20 protein-coding genes are annotated in these 21,455 nt (G+C 41.2%); 17 read left to right on the forward strand and 3 right to left on the reverse strand.

Annotated elements, in window-relative coordinates; translation table 11 throughout:
- Positions 1 to 21: 21 nt before the first annotated feature.
- Entirely contained in the window at positions 22 to 873 is an 852-nt protein-coding gene (locus O3793_RS07980; protein WP_371446681.1) for an N-acetylglucosamine kinase, read from the reverse strand.
- Positions 874 to 1,007: 134 nt separating this feature from the next.
- Positions 1,008 to 1,811, reverse strand: a complete 804-nt coding sequence (locus O3793_RS07985) for a MurR/RpiR family transcriptional regulator (RefSeq protein WP_371446683.1) — start codon at positions 1,809 to 1,811, stop codon at positions 1,008 to 1,010.
- 278 nt (positions 1,812 to 2,089) lie between these two features.
- On the opposite strand from O3793_RS07985, the gene O3793_RS07990 reads away from it, so the two are divergent.
- The 12 genes from O3793_RS07990 to O3793_RS08045 all read left to right on the forward strand — a co-directional run bounded on the left by O3793_RS07990 (position 2,090) and on the right by O3793_RS08045 (position 13,871).
- Entirely contained in the window at positions 2,090 to 3,010 is a 921-nt protein-coding gene (locus O3793_RS07990; protein WP_371446684.1) for a peptidase U32 family protein, read from the forward strand.
- A gap of 11 nt (positions 3,011 to 3,021) precedes the next feature.
- A complete protein-coding gene (locus O3793_RS07995; protein WP_371446685.1) occupies positions 3,022 to 4,263 on the forward strand; it encodes a U32 family peptidase in 1,242 nt (413 codons plus the stop codon).
- Between the two features lie 31 nt (positions 4,264 to 4,294).
- Positions 4,295 to 4,624 carry a zinc ribbon domain-containing protein YjdM gene (locus O3793_RS08000; RefSeq protein WP_005607758.1) on the forward strand — a complete coding sequence of 110 codons (330 nt, stop codon included), beginning with the start codon at positions 4,295 to 4,297 and terminating at the stop codon, positions 4,622 to 4,624.
- A 342-nt stretch (positions 4,625 to 4,966) separates the two neighbouring features.
- Positions 4,967 to 5,530, forward strand: coding sequence for a TMEM175 family protein (locus O3793_RS08005; protein WP_371446740.1), 564 nt, complete (start codon positions 4,967 to 4,969; stop codon positions 5,528 to 5,530).
- A gap of 179 nt (positions 5,531 to 5,709) precedes the next feature.
- On the forward strand, positions 5,710 to 6,678 hold the full coding sequence (locus tag O3793_RS08010) for an FAD:protein FMN transferase (protein WP_371446688.1): 969 nt from the start codon (positions 5,710 to 5,712) through the stop codon (positions 6,676 to 6,678).
- Positions 6,671 to 7,285 (forward strand): NADPH-dependent FMN reductase, encoded by a 615-nt coding sequence (locus O3793_RS08015; protein ID WP_285251485.1) that lies wholly within the window; start codon positions 6,671 to 6,673, stop codon positions 7,283 to 7,285. The genes O3793_RS08010 and O3793_RS08015 overlap by 8 nt, the downstream gene beginning before the upstream one ends.
- A 16-nt stretch (positions 7,286 to 7,301) precedes the next feature.
- Positions 7,302 to 8,573, forward strand: a complete 1,272-nt coding sequence (locus O3793_RS08020; RefSeq protein WP_371446691.1) for an NAD(P)H-dependent oxidoreductase — start codon at positions 7,302 to 7,304, stop codon at positions 8,571 to 8,573.
- Between the two features lie 206 nt (positions 8,574 to 8,779).
- The gene (locus O3793_RS08025; RefSeq protein WP_371446693.1) at positions 8,780 to 10,651 is read left to right on the forward strand and encodes an acyltransferase family protein; all 1,872 of its coding nucleotides are present in this window, start codon (positions 8,780 to 8,782) and stop codon (positions 10,649 to 10,651) included.
- Positions 10,652 to 10,809: 158 nt separating this feature from the next.
- On the forward strand, positions 10,810 to 11,163 hold the full coding sequence (locus O3793_RS08030) for a GntR family transcriptional regulator (protein WP_371446695.1): 354 nt from the start codon (positions 10,810 to 10,812) through the stop codon (positions 11,161 to 11,163).
- A gap of 15 nt (positions 11,164 to 11,178) precedes the next feature.
- On the forward strand, positions 11,179 to 11,868 hold the full coding sequence (locus tag O3793_RS08035; RefSeq protein WP_371446697.1) for an ATP-binding cassette domain-containing protein: 690 nt from the start codon (positions 11,179 to 11,181) through the stop codon (positions 11,866 to 11,868).
- On the forward strand, positions 11,865 to 12,668 hold the full coding sequence (locus tag O3793_RS08040; RefSeq protein WP_371446699.1) for a hypothetical protein: 804 nt from the start codon (positions 11,865 to 11,867) through the stop codon (positions 12,666 to 12,668). The genes O3793_RS08035 and O3793_RS08040 overlap by 4 nt, the downstream gene beginning before the upstream one ends.
- A gap of 12 nt (positions 12,669 to 12,680) precedes the next feature.
- Positions 12,681 to 13,871, forward strand: coding sequence for a hypothetical protein (locus tag O3793_RS08045; protein ID WP_371446701.1), 1,191 nt, complete (start codon positions 12,681 to 12,683; stop codon positions 13,869 to 13,871).
- A 52-nt stretch (positions 13,872 to 13,923) separates the two neighbouring features.
- On the opposite strand, the gene O3793_RS08050 is transcribed toward O3793_RS08045, so the two are convergent.
- Entirely contained in the window at positions 13,924 to 14,427 is a 504-nt protein-coding gene (locus O3793_RS08050) for an aromatic acid exporter family protein (RefSeq protein ID WP_371446703.1), read from the reverse strand.
- A 115-nt stretch (positions 14,428 to 14,542) separates the two neighbouring features.
- On the opposite strand from O3793_RS08050, the gene O3793_RS08055 reads away from it, so the two are divergent.
- The 5 genes from O3793_RS08055 (at position 14,543) to ligA (ending at position 21,450) form a co-directional block, all read left to right on the forward strand.
- The gene (locus O3793_RS08055; RefSeq protein WP_371446705.1) at positions 14,543 to 15,106 is read left to right on the forward strand and encodes a helix-turn-helix domain-containing protein; all 564 of its coding nucleotides are present in this window, start codon (positions 14,543 to 14,545) and stop codon (positions 15,104 to 15,106) included.
- A gap of 106 nt (positions 15,107 to 15,212) precedes the next feature.
- A complete protein-coding gene (locus tag O3793_RS08060; RefSeq protein WP_371446707.1) occupies positions 15,213 to 15,887 on the forward strand; it encodes a glycoside hydrolase family 73 protein in 675 nt (224 codons plus the stop codon).
- A gap of 34 nt (positions 15,888 to 15,921) precedes the next feature.
- Complete coding sequence (locus O3793_RS08065; RefSeq protein WP_371446709.1) at positions 15,922 to 17,046, forward strand: ATP-grasp domain-containing protein; 1,125 nt, start codon at positions 15,922 to 15,924, stop codon at positions 17,044 to 17,046.
- A 21-nt stretch (positions 17,047 to 17,067) separates the two neighbouring features.
- On the forward strand, positions 17,068 to 19,440 hold the full coding sequence (pcrA, locus tag O3793_RS08070) for a DNA helicase PcrA (protein ID WP_371446710.1): 2,373 nt from the start codon (positions 17,068 to 17,070) through the stop codon (positions 19,438 to 19,440).
- Positions 19,441 to 19,443: 3 nt separating this feature from the next.
- On the forward strand, positions 19,444 to 21,450 hold the full coding sequence (gene ligA, locus O3793_RS08075; RefSeq protein ID WP_371446712.1) for an NAD-dependent DNA ligase LigA: 2,007 nt from the start codon (positions 19,444 to 19,446) through the stop codon (positions 21,448 to 21,450).
- Positions 21,451 to 21,455: the final 5 nt, after the last annotated feature.

The following is a 21,455-nucleotide window of genomic DNA, read 5'->3' on the forward strand; positions in this document are numbered from 1 at the left end:
TTTCACAATAGGCATTTGCTTTTATAAATAAAAGACGCTTTCTGTTGCTGATTTAGAGGGAATAATATTTAAACGTTTTTGAGACGAGTCAATTACAGAAATACAACTATTCAGTACTGTAGCATTTTTCTTAACGACACTTCCTTCAAAAGCAACAGGAATGATTGTTTCACTGTTGCATGATAATAGAGCTTTTGCAATATCTTTTCCTGCTTGTTGAGCGAGTGTGTGTAAAAAGTAATTGGCGTCATAAGTGCTGCAAAAGCTAGCAAGTTTTGCAACTTCTGTTTTTGGTTTTGAATAAACTGTTTGTACAATAGTACTTCTGTCAGGGAAGAGTTCTTCCAGCGCCGGAACTAGTTCGCAGAAATCTAAAGGAGATTCAGCATAATCTAGATAATCAACATATGTTTTTAAAATTTGTTTTCCAATCCAATATCCACTACCTTCATCCCCTAAAATATGTCCCCATCCGCCTTTTTGAATAAATATTCCATCCTTTCTTGAAAGGAGTGAAGAACCAGTTCCTGCGATGAATAGATTACCATCATTATTTTTAAATGTAGCAATATGACTCATTTTTAAATCAGAATCAACTACAAAACGACAACTGATTTTTTCGTTAAAAGCTAATGTGAGCTTGTCAATGATGGTGCTAGCGCCTGCCATACCAATAGAAATACAGTTGATATCTGAATAGTGGAGATTGTTATTAGAGAGTAAGTGATTAATAACTTGTACTACATTTGATATTGCAAGCTCGAAGTTTACAATTGGATTTCCCATCTCTCCAATATATTCATCAACGATTTCTTGTTCTTTATATAAAACTCCTTTTGTCTTCGTACCTCCGCCGTCAATTCCGATTTTCATAGTAAAACTCCTTTCGTACATGTTACTGATTAAGATAAATAGTTTGAGTTTTGATAGTCGCTCTTAAAAGCTATAGAAAAACCACCCGAAACAGGGTGGATCTTCAACTTAAAGAAAATATAGTCGTTTTAATATTATTTTCTCAATTCGTGCGTCAACATATAACTGCTTTCTAGAATGTCGTTAGCACGGCTGTCGTCTTTTTGAAGAAGACCTAAGTAGAGTAAGTCGACTAAGAAGAGCGAGTCGTTACGACTGGTAATGGCTGCAGAACGAATCGATTTTTCATGGCGAGGAACTTTGAGGCAATAGGTGCTGAGAGCGTCTAGATTGCCGTTGCCTTGTCCAGTAATCGATACGGTTGGGATGCCACGTTCTTTAGCAATTTCAAAGGCTGCATTGACTTCTCTTGTGCTGGCAGAGTAGCTGACACCGATTACTAAGTCTTTTTCCGTAGCATTGCTAAGGCTTGCGAGTTGGATATGTGAGTCAGTATGGTAGACGATATTTTTCCCGATACGGCTTAGTTTAAAGTAAATATCGCTGCAGACTAGACCTGAAGCACCGACCCCAAAAGTGTAGATTTTATTCGCGTTTTTGAGTAAGTCAATCACGCGGTCGAGTGTGTCGTCGTCGATTAGTTCGATCGTCATTTCATAGGAACGAGTAACCGTCTTAATTAATTTAGATTGAATGGTTTTGATAGAGTCGTCTTTATCGATTTGTTCGTCGATGGATTGTGTGTTTTGTTGTGCTAAATTGACTTTGAAGCGTGAATAAGAGCGAAAACCGATTTTTTTAATATATTTGCTAATAGATGATGATGAAACCCCAATTTCATCTGCTAATACATGAATACTTGAAGAAAGAACTATATCTGAATGTTTTGTGATAAATTCCTCAATTTTTTTATCGGTTACTGTTAGAAATTTTTTCATTTAATACCCACCCTTAGAAATAATGTTTCTTATTTTATTATACATTGGCGAAATAAAATTTACAACGTCGTTTAGCAGTGAATATATATAAATGAATAGATTATTATTCTAAAAAATGTAAAAGTTAACAGGAGAGTTCAATCGAATAACAAACAGCAATCCATCCGCCACTTTTGGTAGGGTGGATTGTTTATTTTTCTATACAACATTAGAAAAATGAGCCATTTTATGATACTCTAGATGAGTAAAAATTTTATAGGAATAAAGGGGGCCTTTGGATGATAGAGCTGATTGCAACAGTTGAATCCATCCAACAAGCAAAAGACTTGCTTGAAGCGGGCGTGGACACGATTTATTTTGGGGAAGACCAATTCGGACTTCGCCTTCCAATGTCGTTTACACGTGAGGAACAAAAAGAATTAACGGAATTGGCGCACCAATATGGAAAGAAAGCAAGCGTTGCTGTAAACGCGATTTTCCATAATGAAGGAATTGCGCTTGTGCCTGAGTATTTAACATTTTTAAAGGAAATCGGTGTCGATAACATCGCGGTAGGAGACCCAGGTGTGGTTCAAATTATGAAGAACCCTGAGTACTCAATTCCGTATCGTTATGATGCAGCGGTTTTAGTAACAAGTAGTCGTCAAATCAACTTCTGGGGAAAACGTGGTGCCGTTGGTGCGGTGATTGCGCGTGAAATTCCTCGTGAAGAAATGAAAATCTTGGCGGCAGGTGTAGAAATTCCAATCGAAGTTCTTGTGTACGGTGCGACTTGTATCCATCATTCAAAACGCCCACTGTTAAATAACTACTTTAACTATATCGAGAAAAAAGAATCGGTTGAAAAACGTCGCGGTTTATTCGTATCAGAACCTGCGGATGAAGATTCTCACTATTCTATCTACGAAGACATTAACGGAACGCATATTTTCGCGAATAACGACGTGTCTCTTGCACCATATTTGTTAGAATTAACAGAAATGGGTATTCCACAATGGAAATTAGACGGAGTGTTAGCTCCAGGTCAAGATTTCGTGGAAGTAGCGAAATTATTCGTCAATGCTCGTAATGAAATCGAAGCAGGTACATGGACGCCAGAGAAGAGTGCTAGCCTTGAATTACAAGTGCGCGCACACCATCCAAAAGTACGTGGCCTCGAAGCAGGATTTTATTTATTAAATCCAGAAGATGTGAAATAGGAGAGAGTCAAATGGGAAGAAAAATATTGAAAAAACCTGAAGTACTTGCTCCAGCGGGTACTCTTGAAAAACTAAAAACAGCTATTTTATACGGAGCAGATGCGGTTTTCCTTGGTGGGGAAGCGTACGGACTTCGTAGCCGTGCAGGAAACTTCGACTTTGCAGAAATGAAAGAAGCCGTTGATTTTGCCCATGCACATAACGCAAAAGTATATATCGCAGCCAACATGGTTACGCACGAAGGTGACGAAAAAGGAGCGGGAGAATTCTTCCGTACGGTTCGTGACATCGGTATCGATGCAGCCATCATCAGTGACATGGCCTTAATGGATATTTGTGCCTCAGAAGCGCCAGGATTACCAATCCATTTATCAACACAATCTTCAGCAGCCAACTACGAAACGCTAAACTTCTGGAAAGACGAAGGCTTAGAGCGTGTCGTGTTAGCGCGTGAAGTGTCAATGGACGAAATCAAAGAAATGCAAGAAAAAGTGGATGTAGAAATCGAAGCATTCATTCATGGTGCAATGTGTATTTCTTATTCAGGCCGTTGCGTATTATCAAACCACATGGTGCATCGTGATGCTAACCGTGGTGGATGTGCGCAGTCTTGTCGTTGGAAATACGGTCTATTCGATATGCCATTTGCCGGCGAAAAGAATATGGTCGGTGCTGGCGAAGAAGGAATCGAAGAGAAATTCTCGATGAGTGCCGTTGACTTAGCAATGATTCAAAACTTACCAGACTTAATCGAAGCTGGTGTAGATAGCTTGAAGATTGAAGGTCGTATGAAATCAATCCACTACGTTTCAACAGTATCGAACGTTTACCGTGCAGCAGTAGATTCTTACTGTGAAGATCCAGATAACTATGTATGTAAACAAGAATGGATTGACGAGTTATGGAAAGCAGCGCAACGTGAGTTAGCAACTGGTTTCTACTACCAAATTCCAACTGAAGAAGAACAATTATTTGGTCCACGTCGTCAAATTCCTCAATATGCTTTCGTTGGACAAGTACTTGAGTATGATCCAGAAACTCAGATGGCAACAGTACAACAACGTAATAACTTCAAAGTTGGAGACCATATCGAGTTCTACGGACCAGGAATGCGTCACCACGAAGAAGCATTAACACAATTGTGGGATGAAAATGGCGAAGAAATCGAAGCAGCTCCTCATGCGATGATGATCTGCAAGATGAAAGTATCTGAGCCAGTGAAACCTTTAGATATGATTCGTAAACGTCGTTAAGACGAATTTTTAAAAGAAAGAAGGAAAGCAAATGTCATTACCAAATTGCCCTAAATGTGGTTCAGAATACACATATGAAGATGGCGTATTATTAGTATGTCCAGAATGTGCGTATGAATGGGAACCAGGTTCAGAAGTTGAAGAAGGCCCAGTAGCCATCGATGCAAACGGAAATAAATTACAAGATGGCGATACTGTAACAGTCATCAAAGATTTAAAAGTGAAAGGCGCTCCGAAAGATATTAAGCAAGGAACACGTGTGAAGAATATTCGCATCGTGGAAGGCGATCATAATATCGATTGTAAGATAGATGGTTTCGGCGCAATGAAACTTAAATCTGAGTTTGTTAAAAAGATTTAATGGGAGTCCCGTAGGGACTTTCAAAAAGCTCCCCCTAGAATTTTTATAGTTGTTATAATAGCGATACCGGATTGAGCCAAGGTCTCAATCCTACCAAGCTTCAAACTGACTCTACGGGTTTTACCCTAGAGTCAGTAATTCACATTGGTTATGAACCCGCTATTACAACTACTATAAATCTAGGGGGCTTTTTTTCGTCCCTCGACTCGGTGATCTTTACCAAACTTAGTAATAAGTTTTATTGCTTCTCATAAGGAGCAGGCTTCGGCTGTAGTGCTTTTTGATACGAAATAGTGTAAAATGGTGATTGTAGTAAGGAGTGATCTTATGGAACGACAAACAATGGGGCAAGAACGGTTGAGTGCATTTATTGATGCGGTGATTGCCATTATTATGACGATTTTAGTATTGGAATTAGATAAACCGAAGACTCTTGATTGGCAAGGATTATGGGAACTGCGTGAAAACTTTTTTGCATATGCATTGTCCTTCTTCTGGTTAGGGGCTATGTGGGTGAATCTGCATGCGTTTTCTCATAGAACTGAAAAAATTACGCAAAAGACAGTTTGGGCGACCGTAATTATGTTATTTTTTGCTTCTCTATTCCCATATGCAACAAGTCTAATTGCGATGGATTTTTATAATCCAACCGTGCAGGTGTTTTATGGAATCATTGTTTTGCTCATCACTACAGCGACATTAAGTTTTTATAGAACGGTTTCTGAGGTTAATCCGACTGACGAGTTACAACGATTGAGGGAACAGCGTAATAGGTGGATAAAGTGGGATATTCTATTGAAGCTAAGCGGACTTATTTGTTCAGCAACTATTTTTCCGATTGGAACCAGTTTGGCAGTTTTTATCACCCTTTGTGGATTCGTTATTCCAAATCAATTCCGTAATTAAAATTTAATAAATAAGGATTATATGCATAGGAATAGTTTTCTTATGCATATTTTTATTTAGAAGAATGGGTCTTCGCCCTTGAAATTTAATTTCCGCTGTGTTACATTCAAAGTAAGGAGTAGAAAACGCTTTTGTATAGGCGTTTCTGTGACTTTTATCACAAAATTCGTTTAGGAGAAATGGCAGTTTTGGAACAGTATCATACAGGTACCATTCGATTGATGGGAACCGTCATCGAATTGAAAATTGCGCATCCAGAAGGCGAGCGTTTAGTGGCTGAAGTTTTCGAGCAATTGAAGCGATATGAACATCGTTTTAGCGCGAATGACCCAACTTCAGAGCTGATGGCCGTGAATTTGGCAGCGGGGAAACATGCAGTTTGTGTTCATCCAGAGATTTTTCATTTAGTAAAAATAGGACTGGAAAACAGTTTAGCTGCGGGAAGTCGGATGAATATCTTGATTGGCCCGGTTGTTCAGACATGGCGCGTGGGCTTTAGTGATGCACGAGTACCAACGGATGAAGAGATTAATGCCAAACTGCAACTGACCGATGCAACGAAAGTCGAACTGAATGAAGAGAGTCAGACGATTTATCTGTTGGAAGAAGGAATGCGAATCGACCTTGGTTGTATTGCCAAAGGGTATATTGCCGACTTGGTGATAGAGCAGCTAAAAGAGCTTGGAGTAACCTCTGCGCTCATTAATCTTGGTGGGAATGTTCTTACACTAGGGCCAGCTGTTCATCATGAAGATGGGAATTGGTGGATTGGAATTCAAAACCCTAAACTCCTGCGTGGAGAAAATGTGGCGCTTCTTCCGATTCAAGATGAGTCGATTGTGACATCAGGTGTCTACGAACGGGTACTAGAAGTGGATGGAAAGAAATACCATCATATTTTGGACCCTCATACTGGATATCCAGCCGAAACAGACGTTGCGAGTCTGACGATTGTATCGAAGCAATCCGTGGATTGTGAGATATGGACGACTAGACTCTTTGGAAAAAAAGCACACGAAATCTTATTCGAAGTGGAACAACACCCTAACATCGAAGCCGTTATGATTTTAGACGATGATCGTATTTTCTACACTTCAGGACTCGCTTCAAAGATTCAATTACTCGAAAGGAAGTACTCAAATGGTTAAATTAATCGGTTTAGTCGGAACAAACTCTAAAAAATCAACAAACCGTCAACTATTACAATACATTCAAAAACATTTTTCAGAACAGGCGGAAATTGAACTTGTCGAAATTAAAGACATTCCAATGTTCAACAAACCAACTCCAAAAGTAGTGCCACAAGAAGCACAAGCAATTGCAGAGAAAATCGCTGCAGCAGATGGAGTTATCATTAGTACACCAGAATATGACCACTCATGTCCAGCTGTATTAATGAACGCTTTAGCATGGTTATCTTATGGTATCTATCCATTATTAAACAAACCTGTCATGATTACAGGAGCATCTTACGGAACATTAGGTTCTTCACGTGCACAAAGTCAATTACGTCAAATCTTAAACGCGCCAGAAATTAAAGCACGCGTTTTACCAAGTGATGAATTCTTATTAGGTCACGCCTTACAAGCATTCGATGAAGAAGGTAACTTAAAAGATGCAGCAACTGTTGAAAAATTAGAAAAGATTTTCGAAGATTACTTATTATTCATTGAAATTACAAAACAATTAGTTCGTGCAAACGAAGCTCGTGAAAAAGAAGCGAAAAACTTCTCATGGGACAGTTCTAAAAAATAAGGAGTGACAGTAGAAAATGAAAATTATTGGTATCGTAGGATCAAATGCGGAATTTTCGCATAACCGTTTATTATTACAATTTATCGAAAAGAAATTCAGTGACTTATTCGAGTTTGAAATCTTAGAAATTAAAGATATTCCAATGTTCAACCAAGACGAAGATCAATCTAAGAGTTTCCCAGTACAATACATGTACAACAAATTAATCCGTGCAGATGGTGTGATTATCGCTACACCTGAACATAACCACACAATTACAGCTGCTTTGAAGAGCACATTAGAATGGATGTCATTCAACTTACACCCATTCGAAAACAAACCTGTTATGATCATGGGAGCTTCTCACTATGACCAAGGTACTTCACGTGCGCAAGTGCATTTACGTAAAATCTTGGATGCTCCAGGGGTAAACGCATATGTATTACCAGGGAACGAATTCCTATTAGGAAAAGCAAAAGAAGCATTTGACGAAGAAGGAAACATTAAGAGCGAAGGAACTGTAGCGTTCTTACGTTCATGCTTAGAAAACTTCGTGAAATATGTGGAGGTTGTAAAAGTGTTACGCAAACCATTACCAACACCGCCAGAAGATTTAGACTGCACAAACCCAATTTCTACAACAGTTCAAGGTGTAGATCCAGATGATCCAGAATGGGTTGAAAAAGCAAGTGAAATCGTTGGTGCTGCTCAAGGAAACGACTATGTTCGCTTAGATCACGGTTTATTAACGGTTGATCAAATCGATATGTTCTTAAAAGCATTACCATTTGAAGTAACATATGCCGATGACAACAACCAATTCTTGTACTATAACTTCAACAAACCAGCAAACAAAATGTTGGCTCCACGTGTGCCAGCTCAATCTGGTAACCGTTTAGGAACAGTTCACCCACCACGTACATTCAAAAATGTGGAATACCTCATTGCGAACTTACGTGCAGGTAACGTGGATTACTTCCGTACAATCGTTCCTAACACTCCACCAGAAATCATCAACGTACACAACTACCAAGCAATGTACTATCCTGATGGTTCTTACGCTGGAATCAACGAAATCGTATTTGACTTCAAACCATGGTTAGATTGGTACTTACAAACAACTGGCCAACGTTTAGTAAGCGCAAATGGTGCTGCTCCTGTAGCTGACGCAACAAGTGGCGCTTCAAACAGCGGACACTCAGCTCCTGCTCCTGCAGCAGATGCTACAAGTGGTGCTTCAGATAGCGGACATTCAGCTCCAGCACAAGCACAAGCAGTAGATGCTACAAGCGGTGCTTCAGAACACTAAAATTAAAAGCGAGAAAGCTAGGCGAATTTTTGCCTAGCTTTTTTTGTGTTTTTTATAGACACAATGGACCTTTGTTCACGCTTCAGAAACAACTGGAAACTGTTTTCTTAAAATTAACAAAAATGTAATGTTCCTAGTATCCAAGTGTAGTGGTTTTGAGCTATAATAAATAGGAGTTTTAGGAATGGAGAAAAACAGTGGGGACTATGAATTATCAAACAACACCTTCTCAAGCACCGACGCACCCACATCCTCCCAAGCAAAAAGAGAAAAAACGGAGTGCGGCATTCGATGGCTTGAAAGGTTTTTTTATACTAGCAATTATTACATATTATTATTTCCAACATTTATTACCGGGCGGATTTTTAGCCGTTAATGGATTTTTAGTGGTCGGAGGCTACTTGACGTTCCGGAATAATATCAAAACATTCGCGGAAGATTATAAAGAGCGTTTCCCAGTGAGAAGTTTGAAGAGAATGTTCTTCCCGATGCTCTTTATGATTGTCGTGACGGTCGCGTTTTTATTCGTGGCGGCACCGCAATTACTTTCTAATATCCGAGGCATGGCGCTTTCGGCAATATTCTTCGTGAATAATGATTATCAAATTTTCTCTCAACAATCATACTTTGTGCAATCGGCGAATCCGAGTCCGTTTGTGCATCTCTGGTATGTATCCCTTTATGTGCAATTATTAATCGTAGGGTATCTGCTTCGAAAACTGATGAAGAAATTGAACTTCCTCAGAATGCAGGAGTTTGCCTTACTCGCGTTCTTGACGCTCACTTCTGCAGCGGGAATGGCAGCACTCTATTGGTTTGAACAAGATCCTTCCCACGTGTACTATTTAGTATCGACACGTCTGTTCTCGTTCACATTCGGGGCGTTACTTAGTTACATTCATGAAGGAAAATTACTACTTCCTGAGCGCGAGACAGGTTCTGTGGTTCCAAACGCATTGAGCCTCCTCTGTTTAGGGGCATTAGGCTGGATGTTTACGACTTTCAACGGAACGCAAGCAGAAGTGTATTATATGATGATGTTTATTTCATCGTTTGTGATGATGCTTCTTCTCTCTTGTACGATTCGCGAGGGTGTGGGAGTTCATTACCTCTTCAGCTTCAAAGGATTTACGTTCTTTGGAAAGAGAAGTTTCTCGTACTACTTATGGTTCTATCCGATTCATTTAATCGCGCCAACATTCTTACGCGAGATTAATGAACAGTGGTTATCTGTCGGAATTCAATTTGCATTGATTTTCGTGATGGCGGAAATTACTTATCAACTCTTTGAACGAGACCGCTTCGTTCTACCGATTGGACAAGCGCATAGTCCGTATAATTTAACGGCCTATGGAAAATCAAACCTACCAAAAGGCATGAAGCAATTTGGACTCGTGTTCTCACTCATGTATGTGATCTGTATCGGGCTTGCAGGTCTTGGATTTGCGCAAGAGAAGAATCAAAACTCAGCCGTGCAAGAGGTTGAAGAGAAGATTCGTCAAAACCAAGCGCTCTTACAAGAGACGACGGCAGAACCGACAACTGAAGGCACGACGACGATTAGCAATGAAGCGAAAGCCAACACGGAGCAGCAAGTGAAGCAAACGCCGATTACGTTTGTCGGAGACTCAGTGTTATTAGCCTCTGCGAATAAACTTCGCGAAGTCTTCCCGAATGCCTATGTGGACGGAGAAGTGGGACGTCAGTTGTATTACAGTACGCCAATCGTTCAAAAACTGGCGCAACAAGGTCGACTTTCTCAAACCGTGGTATTCATCCTCGGTTCAAACGGAGCTTTCTCTGCAGCGCAAATCGATTCTCTGATTCAAGCAACGGGGAACCGTGAAATCTTCTTAGTCACAGCCGGATATGAAATTAAATGGGCTAAAGAAGTGAATGAGCAGTTAAAAGCAGCTGCAGAACGTTATCCAAATGTTCATTTAATCGACTGGGGAACTTACGCTAAAGGACATACAAAACAATGGCTCTTTGAAGACGAAATCCATCCAAACGATACAGGGGCAGCGGAATTAGCGAACCTCATCTTACAAGAAATGGTGAAATTAAAATTACAATAACCGTTGAGACGACTCGAATTTGAGTCGTCTTTTTTATTTTTTAAAAATATTTTTGAAAACGCTATTGACATTTGAGTGTACTAAGCGCATAATACAGTTAAAGATAAGTGTATTAACCGGTTAATACACTGATTGGGAATCAAAGAAAGGAGTTACTAATGATCGTATTTGATAAAAGAAGTCCGGTCTACGAGCAAATTATCGCCTATTTCAAAGCGGAAATTGCCTCCCACAGAATGGAAGCAGGCCAAGAACTGCCGAGTCGGCGTGAATTTGCGCAAACCATGCAAGTAAATCCTAATACGGTCCAACGTGCCTTTCATGAATTGGAGGTCATGGGGTTGATTACGACTGGAAATAATGTTATGAGTCGTGTGACAGAAGATGTAGAACGGATTGAACAACTAAAAGATGAAATGTTAGATGAGGCGATTGGAAGCTTTACAGAAGCGATTAAGCCTCTCAACTTAACTGCAGAAGATGTGATCGAACATCTCAAAAAACAATTGTAAGGAAGGAGCGGTACTATGTTAACTGTTCAAAACTTAAGTAAGAGATTTGGAAAGAAACAAGTGTTGAATGACATCTCATTTAACGCGAAAAAAGGAGAAGTGACGGCTCTTATTGGGGTCAACGGGATTGGGAAAACAACGATTATGAACTGCATTGCAGGGTTGTTGCCATTTGATAAAGGGAAAGTTGTCATCGATGATATGCCTGCACGTAAAGTGTTTGCGGAAAAGGTGAGCTACATTACGGATAGTTCGATTATCTCACCAGACCAAACAGTGGATGAGGCGATTGATTTTATGCGCACGTTCTATCCAAACTGGAATCGTCAAAAGGAAAGACATTTATTAGACTTCTTCCGTTTGAATTTAAAAGATGAAGTACGATCACTCTCGAAGGGGAATGTCGCTAAACTGAACTTGCTTCTAGGGATGGGGCTGGATACAGACTACATCTTGATGGACGAACCATTTTCAGGAATCGATGTGTTTACACGTGAAGAAATCGCGCGTGTCTTTACGAGCGACCTACTCGATGGACGTGGCGTATTGATTACAACGCATGAAATTAATGATATTGAGTATATCGTCGACAAAGCAGTACTTCTCAATGAAGGACGCGTTGTGAAGGAATTCTATCCAGAGCAAGTGCGTGAAGAAGAGGGCAAGTCCATTGTCGATGTGATGAGGGAGGTATACTTACCATGAAGAAAGTCATCAATTTAACGCTTTATAATATCGGCCAAGCGAAAGGATTCATCCTCGTGGTGGCATTGCTTCAAATCTTATTGCAACTAGGGTTGAAGCTGAAGACACTTGCGACGACGGGGTTACTAACCGGACAATTGCGCATTGTGAGTTCTGATATGGTGAAAGAAATCGTTTTGGATCAACTCGCAATTGGACTTCCAGTGTTCTTTGCTGGATCAGCGATTCTGGTCTACGCGGCAGTGATTTGGTCGAAGGAATGGAGTAGCAAAGGCTCGTTCATTTACCGTCTGCTCATGCTTCCAGGATCCCGTTTTGGAATCTACTGGGCTAAATTATTAACGATGCTTGTGATTACGTTCTTCTTACAAGCTGTTCAAGTGGTTGGGGTATTCTTAAACTACTACCTCACAAGCTTCTTTATTCCAGAGTTTGCACAATACCACATCACACCGTGGTCGCTTGTGACAAATTCGATGGCGATGCCGCTTCTAGTACCACAGTATGCGGTACAGTTTCTTCTCATTTTGACAATGGGGATAGCGCTCATCGTGACGGTTTTCCAACTCGCCATCCTTGTTGTTGGGGTTGAGAAGAAAGGATACGTTCGTAAGGTAACTTCGGTAGTTCTCTACATTCTAGTTGCTGTTGTGACATTTACGCTGATTGTGCGTACGCAATTTGTGGTTCGTTTAATTGGAAATGAAGCGATGGTCTTCTTAATCGGTAGTATGCTCATTTGGATCGTTCTAAATATGCTACTAAGCGATTATTTATTAAATCATAAGGTTAGTGTGTAAGGAGGGGTTATCATGAAATCAAGTAAATTTGCAACAGCAGTATTTGCCTTTAGTGGACTTGTGTTTCTAGCGACAGCTGGTCACGCAGCGTATCAAGAAGTGAAGCCTGCTCCGGTATCGATTCAATTAACCGATGAAGAGAAAAAATTAGTCGACGGAGCAACGTTTGAGATGTCGTATTCCACAGATGATTTAACATCGTCTAAGGGCGCAGAGTATGCACTTTTAGATGGAAACGTAAAACGTGTTGGTTTTTCCGAAAATGCCTACAGTTTCCAAACGAAAAAGAGATTGGCAGACTTTTCTTTTACAGAACGTCCGAATTATGACAATCTGGTGGCGTTTAAGGGGTATGACCTTCTATACGGTCTGAGCCTTACCTTTGAAAGTACAACAGATCCAAAAGTGAATTTTAGTATCATTAACAAAGAGACGAAGAAGATCACAACTGTTACGGTTCCAATTACGAAAGACGTACGCGGTGACAAAAATCCTTTTATACCGGAGATTACATTCTATAGAAAAGGCAATACGGTATATGGAGTTGTGCCGATGACGGAGTCTGAGGATAGAGGCTCGAAAGCACCAACCTATTTCTTCGTCACATTCTCTATCAACTTAGAAACGGGAGCAACAACACCTGCAAAACGCGTGAATTTACCAGAGAAGTTATCAACGATTGCATGGGGAGAAGCCAAGAGCTCTCGCATGTACGACCCGCAAGTGCTGCTCTTCAAGAGTTTGTATTCAAGAGATGAAAAATTCCGCTTAATGACTTTTGATGCTGAGACTGAGAAGTTCACAGAAATCACACCTGAACAGGGTATGAGTGCGGTACAATCGATTCTATACACAGTAGGAGACAAAGCATATATTGCCTTGGCAGATGAGGTGCCTGCATTCACTGGTTCAGATACGTATGTGAAGGCAAGTGAGCGCAAAAATAACGAGACTAAATACTATGTTCTTAATGCAGGTTCGCAGAAATTAGAAGAAGCATTTACAACGGAAACAGATGTCTATGCACCACAAGTGTACTTGAATAAAGGCAATCTTGTGATGATCACTCTTGTCGATGGTAAACCGACGCTACGTGTGCAATCGATGCAAACAAAAGAGGTTCTTCTTTCTAAGACAATTGATGTGAAGGATGATGTGTTCTTTATCGATACACGTATGTACGGCATGATGCGTATGAAATAAAAAAACAGTACAAAAAAGAGTTCTACCAGTGTGGTAGAACTCTTTTGTATTTTTAAGATTGTTGTTCTTTCAGATGTGGATTTGGCAGTAAGTGGTTTACTCCAATCGCAATGAGTGCTCCGATAATTGTATCGAGAATTCGTTGAATCGCGTAGGCGGTATTTTGGCCTGCCTCTATATTGAAGAAGATGACAAGGAAAGTGGCGCATGAGTTAATCACACCGGTCTTGTTGAATCGATTACAGAATAAAATAATCATTACGATACCAGCAGGTGCCAGTAGTAAATCGGTATATTCTGGAAATGGGAGAACGGCTCTTACGTAGAATAAGATGATAGCCACGACCCCGCCGGTTGTATTTCCGATACAACGAGAAAGTGCGAATTTAAACGTTTGCTGATGGTCGATGCGCAAACTGAAAATAGCAGATAAGGCTGCTAGCATCGGTGAACCACGATGTAAAATTCTAAAGAGAACCACGCAAATAAACACAGACACGGCTGTTTTAAAAGTACGAAGTCCGATATGGAATGGATTATTTGACGATTGTGGCACGCTCTCACCTCTGCTTTTTTTAGATATCGCTATTATAATATATGTGTTTAAAAAATGGTAGAGTTATTGAATAATGCACCTAACAGGTGTATAATGTGTTCAAGAGGTGATGAAGATGCATGAAGCATTTGTATTAATTGTAGTGAACGCTGTTAGAGAACGTTATGTCTCAGAAAAGGCATTTTATACAGAAGAATTAGGGATTAGTGGCCAAAGTTGGACGAGATGGAAGAACGGGGAACGCGGACTAAAGGCAGAAAATCTGCAAAAAATCGCACGTCTGTTTACGGATTATGAGTGGATGCTCGCCAATAAAGTGGCTAGAAATGCCGATGTGCTTCCAGAAGTCGCTTCAGACCCAGTCGCTGAATATTTACGTTTGAAGGTGGCGATTGCGAGTCGCTGGATTCGTCAAGAAAATGTCCGTGTGGATTGGAAGACGGCTGCTGTCAGCAAGGGTAAATTCAAAGAAAATGTCACGATTTTACGCGTGGCAACGACATACGGTCATTGGAGTTACCAAGATATTATTGAGATTCGTGTGGTAGGAATTACCCATAAACAAATCGGTACGAAAAAACAAGCGCTCCTTGAATGGATGAAGGACGAAAAGGCACAACAAAAATATTTAGAATATAGCAAAAATGCGTTTGTTCCAGAATCTACTTTAGAGGAATAGAAGTTTGCAAAATGAATGCGATACTCTCTTTGGAAACAAGGGGGTATCCATTTTTTTATAGGCCATTTTATGATAAAATTGAAAAGATAAAGAAAGTGGTGAAACTGTGGCGAAAAGAAAGAAAAGAAAAAATAAATTCGTCTTTCATCTTGTCGAGTGGTTCAAGTCATTATCGAAATTGACGGGACTTCTCATCGTAGCTGTAGCAAGCGTTCTTTTGGCCGGGACCATCACATGGTTATCTGAACATAAATCCGAGCCACAGGAAATACATGTGACACAAGATGAATTTTTAAAAGTGCTCATCCCAGCGGCGCAACAGGCGTATAAAGACTATGGCGTGTTGCCAAGCGTAAGTCTAGCGCAAGCGATTCTCGAATCGAACTGGGGAGAGAGTTTATTAGCAAGTAAATATTATAATTTATACGGCGTGAAAGGGTCTGCTGCTGAACCAAACGTCATCCTAGAAACCGCAGAATTCGTGAACAACACATGGATTACGATTAAAGGACGATTTCGCGTGTATGAAAGCTGGGCAGAATCAGTTGAAGCCCATGCGCAACTATTAGCGTACGGTGTGGACTGGGATCCAACGCTCTATCACAAAGTGCTGGGAGCCAGAAACTACAAACAAGCGGCACAAGCTTTGCAAGATGCAGGTTATGCGACCGACCCAACATATGCACAAAAGCTAATTCAAATGATTGAAGAGCATGAATTATATAAATACGATCAATTACCAACAGAAGAAACAACCGTGTCCGTACGAAAGAGTTCGTAACGTTCAAACGGTTCAGTAAAAGGAGAGGATATTAATGAGTCAGTTATTACCAGGAGCCATCATCGGAATTATCGGTGGAGATGAGCAAGTCGCATCCATCGCTCGCGAAGCAAGAAAAATGGGGTACGTTGTGTACTGCTATCACCAATCGAATGAAGCGGCTATTTCGATGGCTGAATATGAAATCGTCTCTTCTTACAAAGACCGTGAAGCGTTATTAGACTTTGCTGAAAAAGTAGACACGGTTTTATTATTAACAAACTTAGTACCGGTTGATGTGTTATATGAAATCAGTAGTAAAACTCGCTATTATCAATCGTTTGAACTAGCAGAAATTTCGCAAAATCGCACAGTTGAAAAATTATTCTTAGATACGCACGCGATTAACCTTGCACCATATAGCTTAGTGACAACGGTCGGCGAATTACCTTCGATTGTACAAAGCATCGGCCTTCCAGCGTACTTAGAAAGCAATCTTGTAAAGAATCGCGTGGAAGAAAAGTTAGAGCTCTACGATGAAGACTTCGAAGAGCGCGTTCTCGAAAAATTGGAAGAAGGCCCATGTATGTTAACCGCCTTCGTTCCAGCGCAACGTCATTTTACCGTGACAGTGGTGCGTGACTACGAAGACCGCGTGACGGTACTTCCGATTTCAGAAGATGTCTACATCACTGGAAAATTAAAATACAGTATCGTTTCTCGTCGCCTAAATCCAGAATGGGTGCAAGAATTGAAACGCATTGCTTTCAAGGTAATGGATAACTTATCTGGAACGACGATTCTTTCGATTCAAGTGAAGATGGGAAATAACGGTATTTTCTATGTGGATGGCGTAAACCAATTACCACTCGTGCAGCAACAATTCAGCAGCGCCTTCTTAGGTCATAGCATGTCTGAAATTCTTGTGCGCGTGGCAACAGGGCTACCAATTGAATACAAAGAAATCAAAGAAGAAATGATCATCGTTCCAATTTACGAATCGATGATGGAAAAAGCAAGTTTATTAACGTTATTGAAACCACAATGGGACTTCGAGTTCTTCCAATTAACGCCAAAACGCCCAACTGACGTGCTTGGTGTGATTCGACTACGCGGAGCTTCAAGTGTGGATTTACTTAGAGAAATTGAAGTAACAGACTTATTTTTCAACGTTCAATAACCTTTACGAAAGGACAGAGTTGTGAAAAATTCGAGTGATTTAATTAAGGGAATGAACCCTCGCCAAAAAGAAGCGGTCATGCATACGCAAGGGCCACTTTTAGTGATGGCCGGTGCGGGGAGTGGGAAGACGCGTGTATTAACCCACCGCATGGCCTATATTTTGGCAGAAGAAGCGGTACAACCGTGGAATATTTTAGCGATTACGTTTACGAATAAAGCGGCCAACGAGATGAAAGAGCGTGTGGCGGCACTGGTTGGAGAGCAGGCACAAGATATGTGGGTCTCAACCTTCCACTCGATGTGCGTGCGTATCCTTCGTCGCGACTGTGAGCGTATCGGTTTAGCCAAGTCGTTTACGATTATCGATTCAGGCGACCAGCTCTCTGCAATGAAACGAATCATGCAAAAGTTGAACATCGACACGGATCGCTACGAGCCACGTGGAGCTTTAGCAACCATCAGCAATGCGAAAAATAATTTCGAAGATGCAGAAACATTTGCGAAGAACCATTTGGACTATGTGAGCCAAATTTATGCGAAATGTTATAAAGAATATCAAGCAGAAATGCGTAAAAATATGACGGTAGACTTCGATGACCTTATCATGTTGACAGTGAAATTATTCCAAGAACATCAAGATGTGTTGGATTATTACCAACAAAAATTTCACTACATCCATGTGGATGAGTATCAAGATACGAACCACGCGCAATACTTATTGGTGAAGCTTCTTGCAGATAAATTCAAAAACATCTGCGTTGTAGGGGATGCCGACCAAAGTATTTACGGATGGCGTGGAGCAGATATGGAGAACATCTTGTCATTTGAACAAGATTATCCAGATGCCAAAGTGGTCCTTCTTGAACAAAATTACCGTTCAACAAAGACTATCTTAAAAGCAGCCAACCAAGTCATTGAAAACAATGTGAATCGTAAACCGAAAGAATTGTGGACCGACAATGAAGCCGGTGAGAAAATCACGTATTACTGTGCCTTGTCTGGGGATGATGAATCTCGTTATGTTATCAGCACGATTCAAAAAATGGTGAACTTCGACGGGTATGACTATAGCGATTTTGCGGTGCTTTACAGAAGTAACGCGCAGTCTCGTGTTTTTGAAGATGTCTTTTTGAAAGCAAATATGCCATTCAAGATTGTCGGAGGCCAACGCTTCTATGAGCGCATGGAAATCAAAGACCTTCTTGCTTACTTACGACTCTTAGTGAACCCAACGGATGATTTCAGTTTCAGACGTGTGGTCAATTCGCCAAAACGCGGTATCGGAAACAAGAGTATCGACAAACTCGCTCTCTTTGCCGAGATGCATAGCTTCTCGCTACTTGAAGCTGCCGGAAGTCCATTAAACGGCATTTCTGGAAAAGCCGGGAAAGGCTTAGCCGATTTTGCGCAACTCATCACTGATTTAACGAAAATGCAAGAGTTTGTCACATTAACAGACTTGATTGAAGAAGTGATGACAAAATCAGGGTATATCGTTGCGCTTGAACATGAGAAAACTCACGAAGCCGATGCGCGTATCGATAACATGCGTGAGTTCCTTTCTGTAGCCAAAGAGTTTGAGGATAATCGTTTGGACTCTGATGCGGAAGAAATGCCCCTTGTCCAATTTTTAACTGACTTATCGTTAATGACAGATATGGAAAGCGAAGAAGAAACGAGCGCTTCTCAAATCACATTAATGACCTTGCATGCGGCAAAAGGGCTTGAGTTCCCCGTTGTGTTCCTTGTTGGAATGGAAGACGGGATTTTCCCGTCAGGACGATCGCTGCAAGAAGATGGCGAAGAAGAGGAACGTCGCTTGGCGTATGTAGGGATTACTCGTGCCGAGAAGAAACTCTTTATGACTCGTGCATATTCACGACTTCTTTATGGGAAGACGCAAAATTATCGTGAGTCACGATTCATGCAAGAAATTGATGACAGTTTATTAGAAAAAGAAGGCGTAACGGTGAGTGATTCGTATTACTCAAGTAGCTTCTATACGAATGATTCGAAATCTTCTTATGGAACGCGTAGCCAAACGTCGTCTTACGGGTCTCGTAGCGGGGGTCAGTCTACGTCATCAGCAGGTGGCGGAGGATTATTTGACCGCTATCGCTCAAGTAGCCAATCGTCTAATGGCGGTGGTTATTTACAAAAGAAACAAACGACACCAGCGCGTATTCAACGTGCAGATAAGCCACAAGCAAGTTCATCTTCAACAGATGGATGGACTGTAGGCATGAAAGTGTCACATAAAAAATGGGGAACAGGAACCGTTGTCCGCATTACTGGTGAAGGGGACCGCCAAGAGTTAGACGTGGCCTTTGTAGGAATGGGGATTAAACGACTCCTTGCAAGTTTTGCCCCAATCGAAAAAATTGAAGAATAGAGGATGAAGATGAGTACAACGATTCAACAAAGAATTGAAGAGCTAAAAGAACAATTAAATCGTTGGAGTCATGAGTATTATGTGGAAGATAAGCCAACTGCAACCGATGCGGATTACGACAAGGCTTATCATGAACTAGTGGCGCTTGAAGTTGAACATCCAGAATTCGTGACGCCTGATTCACCTACGCAACGTGTGGGTGGAGAAGTGCTCGACCAGTTCCAGAAGGTAACGCACACGAATCCAATGCTCAGCCTTTCAAATGCTTTCTCAAAAGAAGACTTGGAAGAATTCGATGCGCGTCTTCGTAAATTAACGAACCGTGCGATTGAATATGTGTGTGAATTGAAAATCGATGGACTCTCAATCGCGTTGACGTATCAAGACGGACAGCTTGTACTCGGAGCGACTCGTGGTGACGGAACGACTGGGGAAGACGTAACAGGAAATGTTCGCACGATTAAATCCGTGCCGCTTTCTCTCAAAGAACCTTGGAATATCGAAGTGCGCGGAGAATGTTATATGCCAAAGAAATCTTTCGTAGCATTAAACCAGTCGCGTGAAGAAGAAGGGCTTGAAGTCTTTGCCAACCCAAGAAATGCGGCGGCAGGAAGTCTCAGACAGCTCGATTCAAAAATTGCGGCGAAGCGAAACTTGTCGGTCTTTCTTTACAGCAGTCCAAGTGTGGAAGAGCTAAATGTTTCAACCCAAGAAGAGCTATTAGAGAAAATGGCAGAGATTGGCTTTGTCACGAATCCTGAACGTTTAAAATGCCAAACGATTGATGAAGTGTGGAATTACATCGAGACGATTGCTGCAAAACGTCCAGATTTGCCATATGAAATTGACGGTATGGTGATTAAGGTGAATGATTTTGCCGCTCAAGAAGAAATTGGCTTTACGGTGAAAGCTCCACGTTGGGCAATCGCGTATAAATTCCCAGCCGAAGAAGCACAAACGATTGTCCGCGATATCGAGTGGACGGTTGGGCGTACGGGGGTTGTAACGCCAACTGCGGTGATGGATCCCGTTCAACTAGCAGGAACGACGGTACGCCGTGCGAGCTTGCATAATATTGACTTGATTAAGGAGCGCGACATCCGTCTAGAAGACACGGTTGTGATTCATAAGGCTGGAGACATTATCCCAGAAGTCACACGCGTGATTTTAGAGAAACGTCCTGCAACGAGTCAGCCTTACGAGTTTCCAACGACTTGTCCGGTCTGTCATGCAAAATTAGAACATTTGGAAGAAGAGGTGGCGATTCGCTGCTTGAATCCAAAATGTTCTGCTCAATTGACAGAAGGGTTGAGCCACTTTGTTTCTCGTAACGCGATGAATATGAGTGGAATTGGGCCACGTGTCATCAAGCAACTCTTTGAAGAAGGGCTTGTCATGGATGTGGCAGATTTATATAAATTAACACTAGACCAATTGCTAGCTTTAGATAAAGTGCAACAAAAGAGCGCAGAAAATATCTTAGAAGCCATCGAGAAGAGTAAAGAAAACTCGCTCGAGCGCCTCTTAACAGGGCTTGGGATCCGTCATGTTGGAACCAAGGCGGCGAAAGAATTAGCGCAACATTTTAAAACGATGACGGCTCTGCAAGAAGCGAGCATTGAACAATTATTGGAAATTGATGGTTTAGGTGATATTATTGCTTATAGTGTAAAAACTTATTTTGAACAACCATCTGTTCAAGAATTAATTCAAGAATTGCAAGATAGTGGCGTGAATATGACCTATCTTGGAGTGACAAAAGACGACTCAGCTGCCTCAGGACACGTCCTCAGCGGTAAGACGGTCGTATTAACAGGGACTTTAGAACAATTAACAAGACAAGATGCAAAAGAAAAACTCGAATCGCTTGGAGCGAAGGTGACCGGATCTGTTTCGAAGAAGACGGATGTGGTGATTGCGGGGCATTCTGCTGGAAGTAAATTAACGAAGGCAAATGACCTAGGAATCGAAGTGTGGAGCGAGCAACAATTTCTCGATTCTCTTGCATAGAAAGG

The organism is Granulicatella sp. 20925_1_28, assembly GCF_041433575.1.
In the GTDB taxonomy this organism is placed as follows: Bacteria; Bacillota; Bacilli; order Lactobacillales; family Aerococcaceae; genus Granulicatella.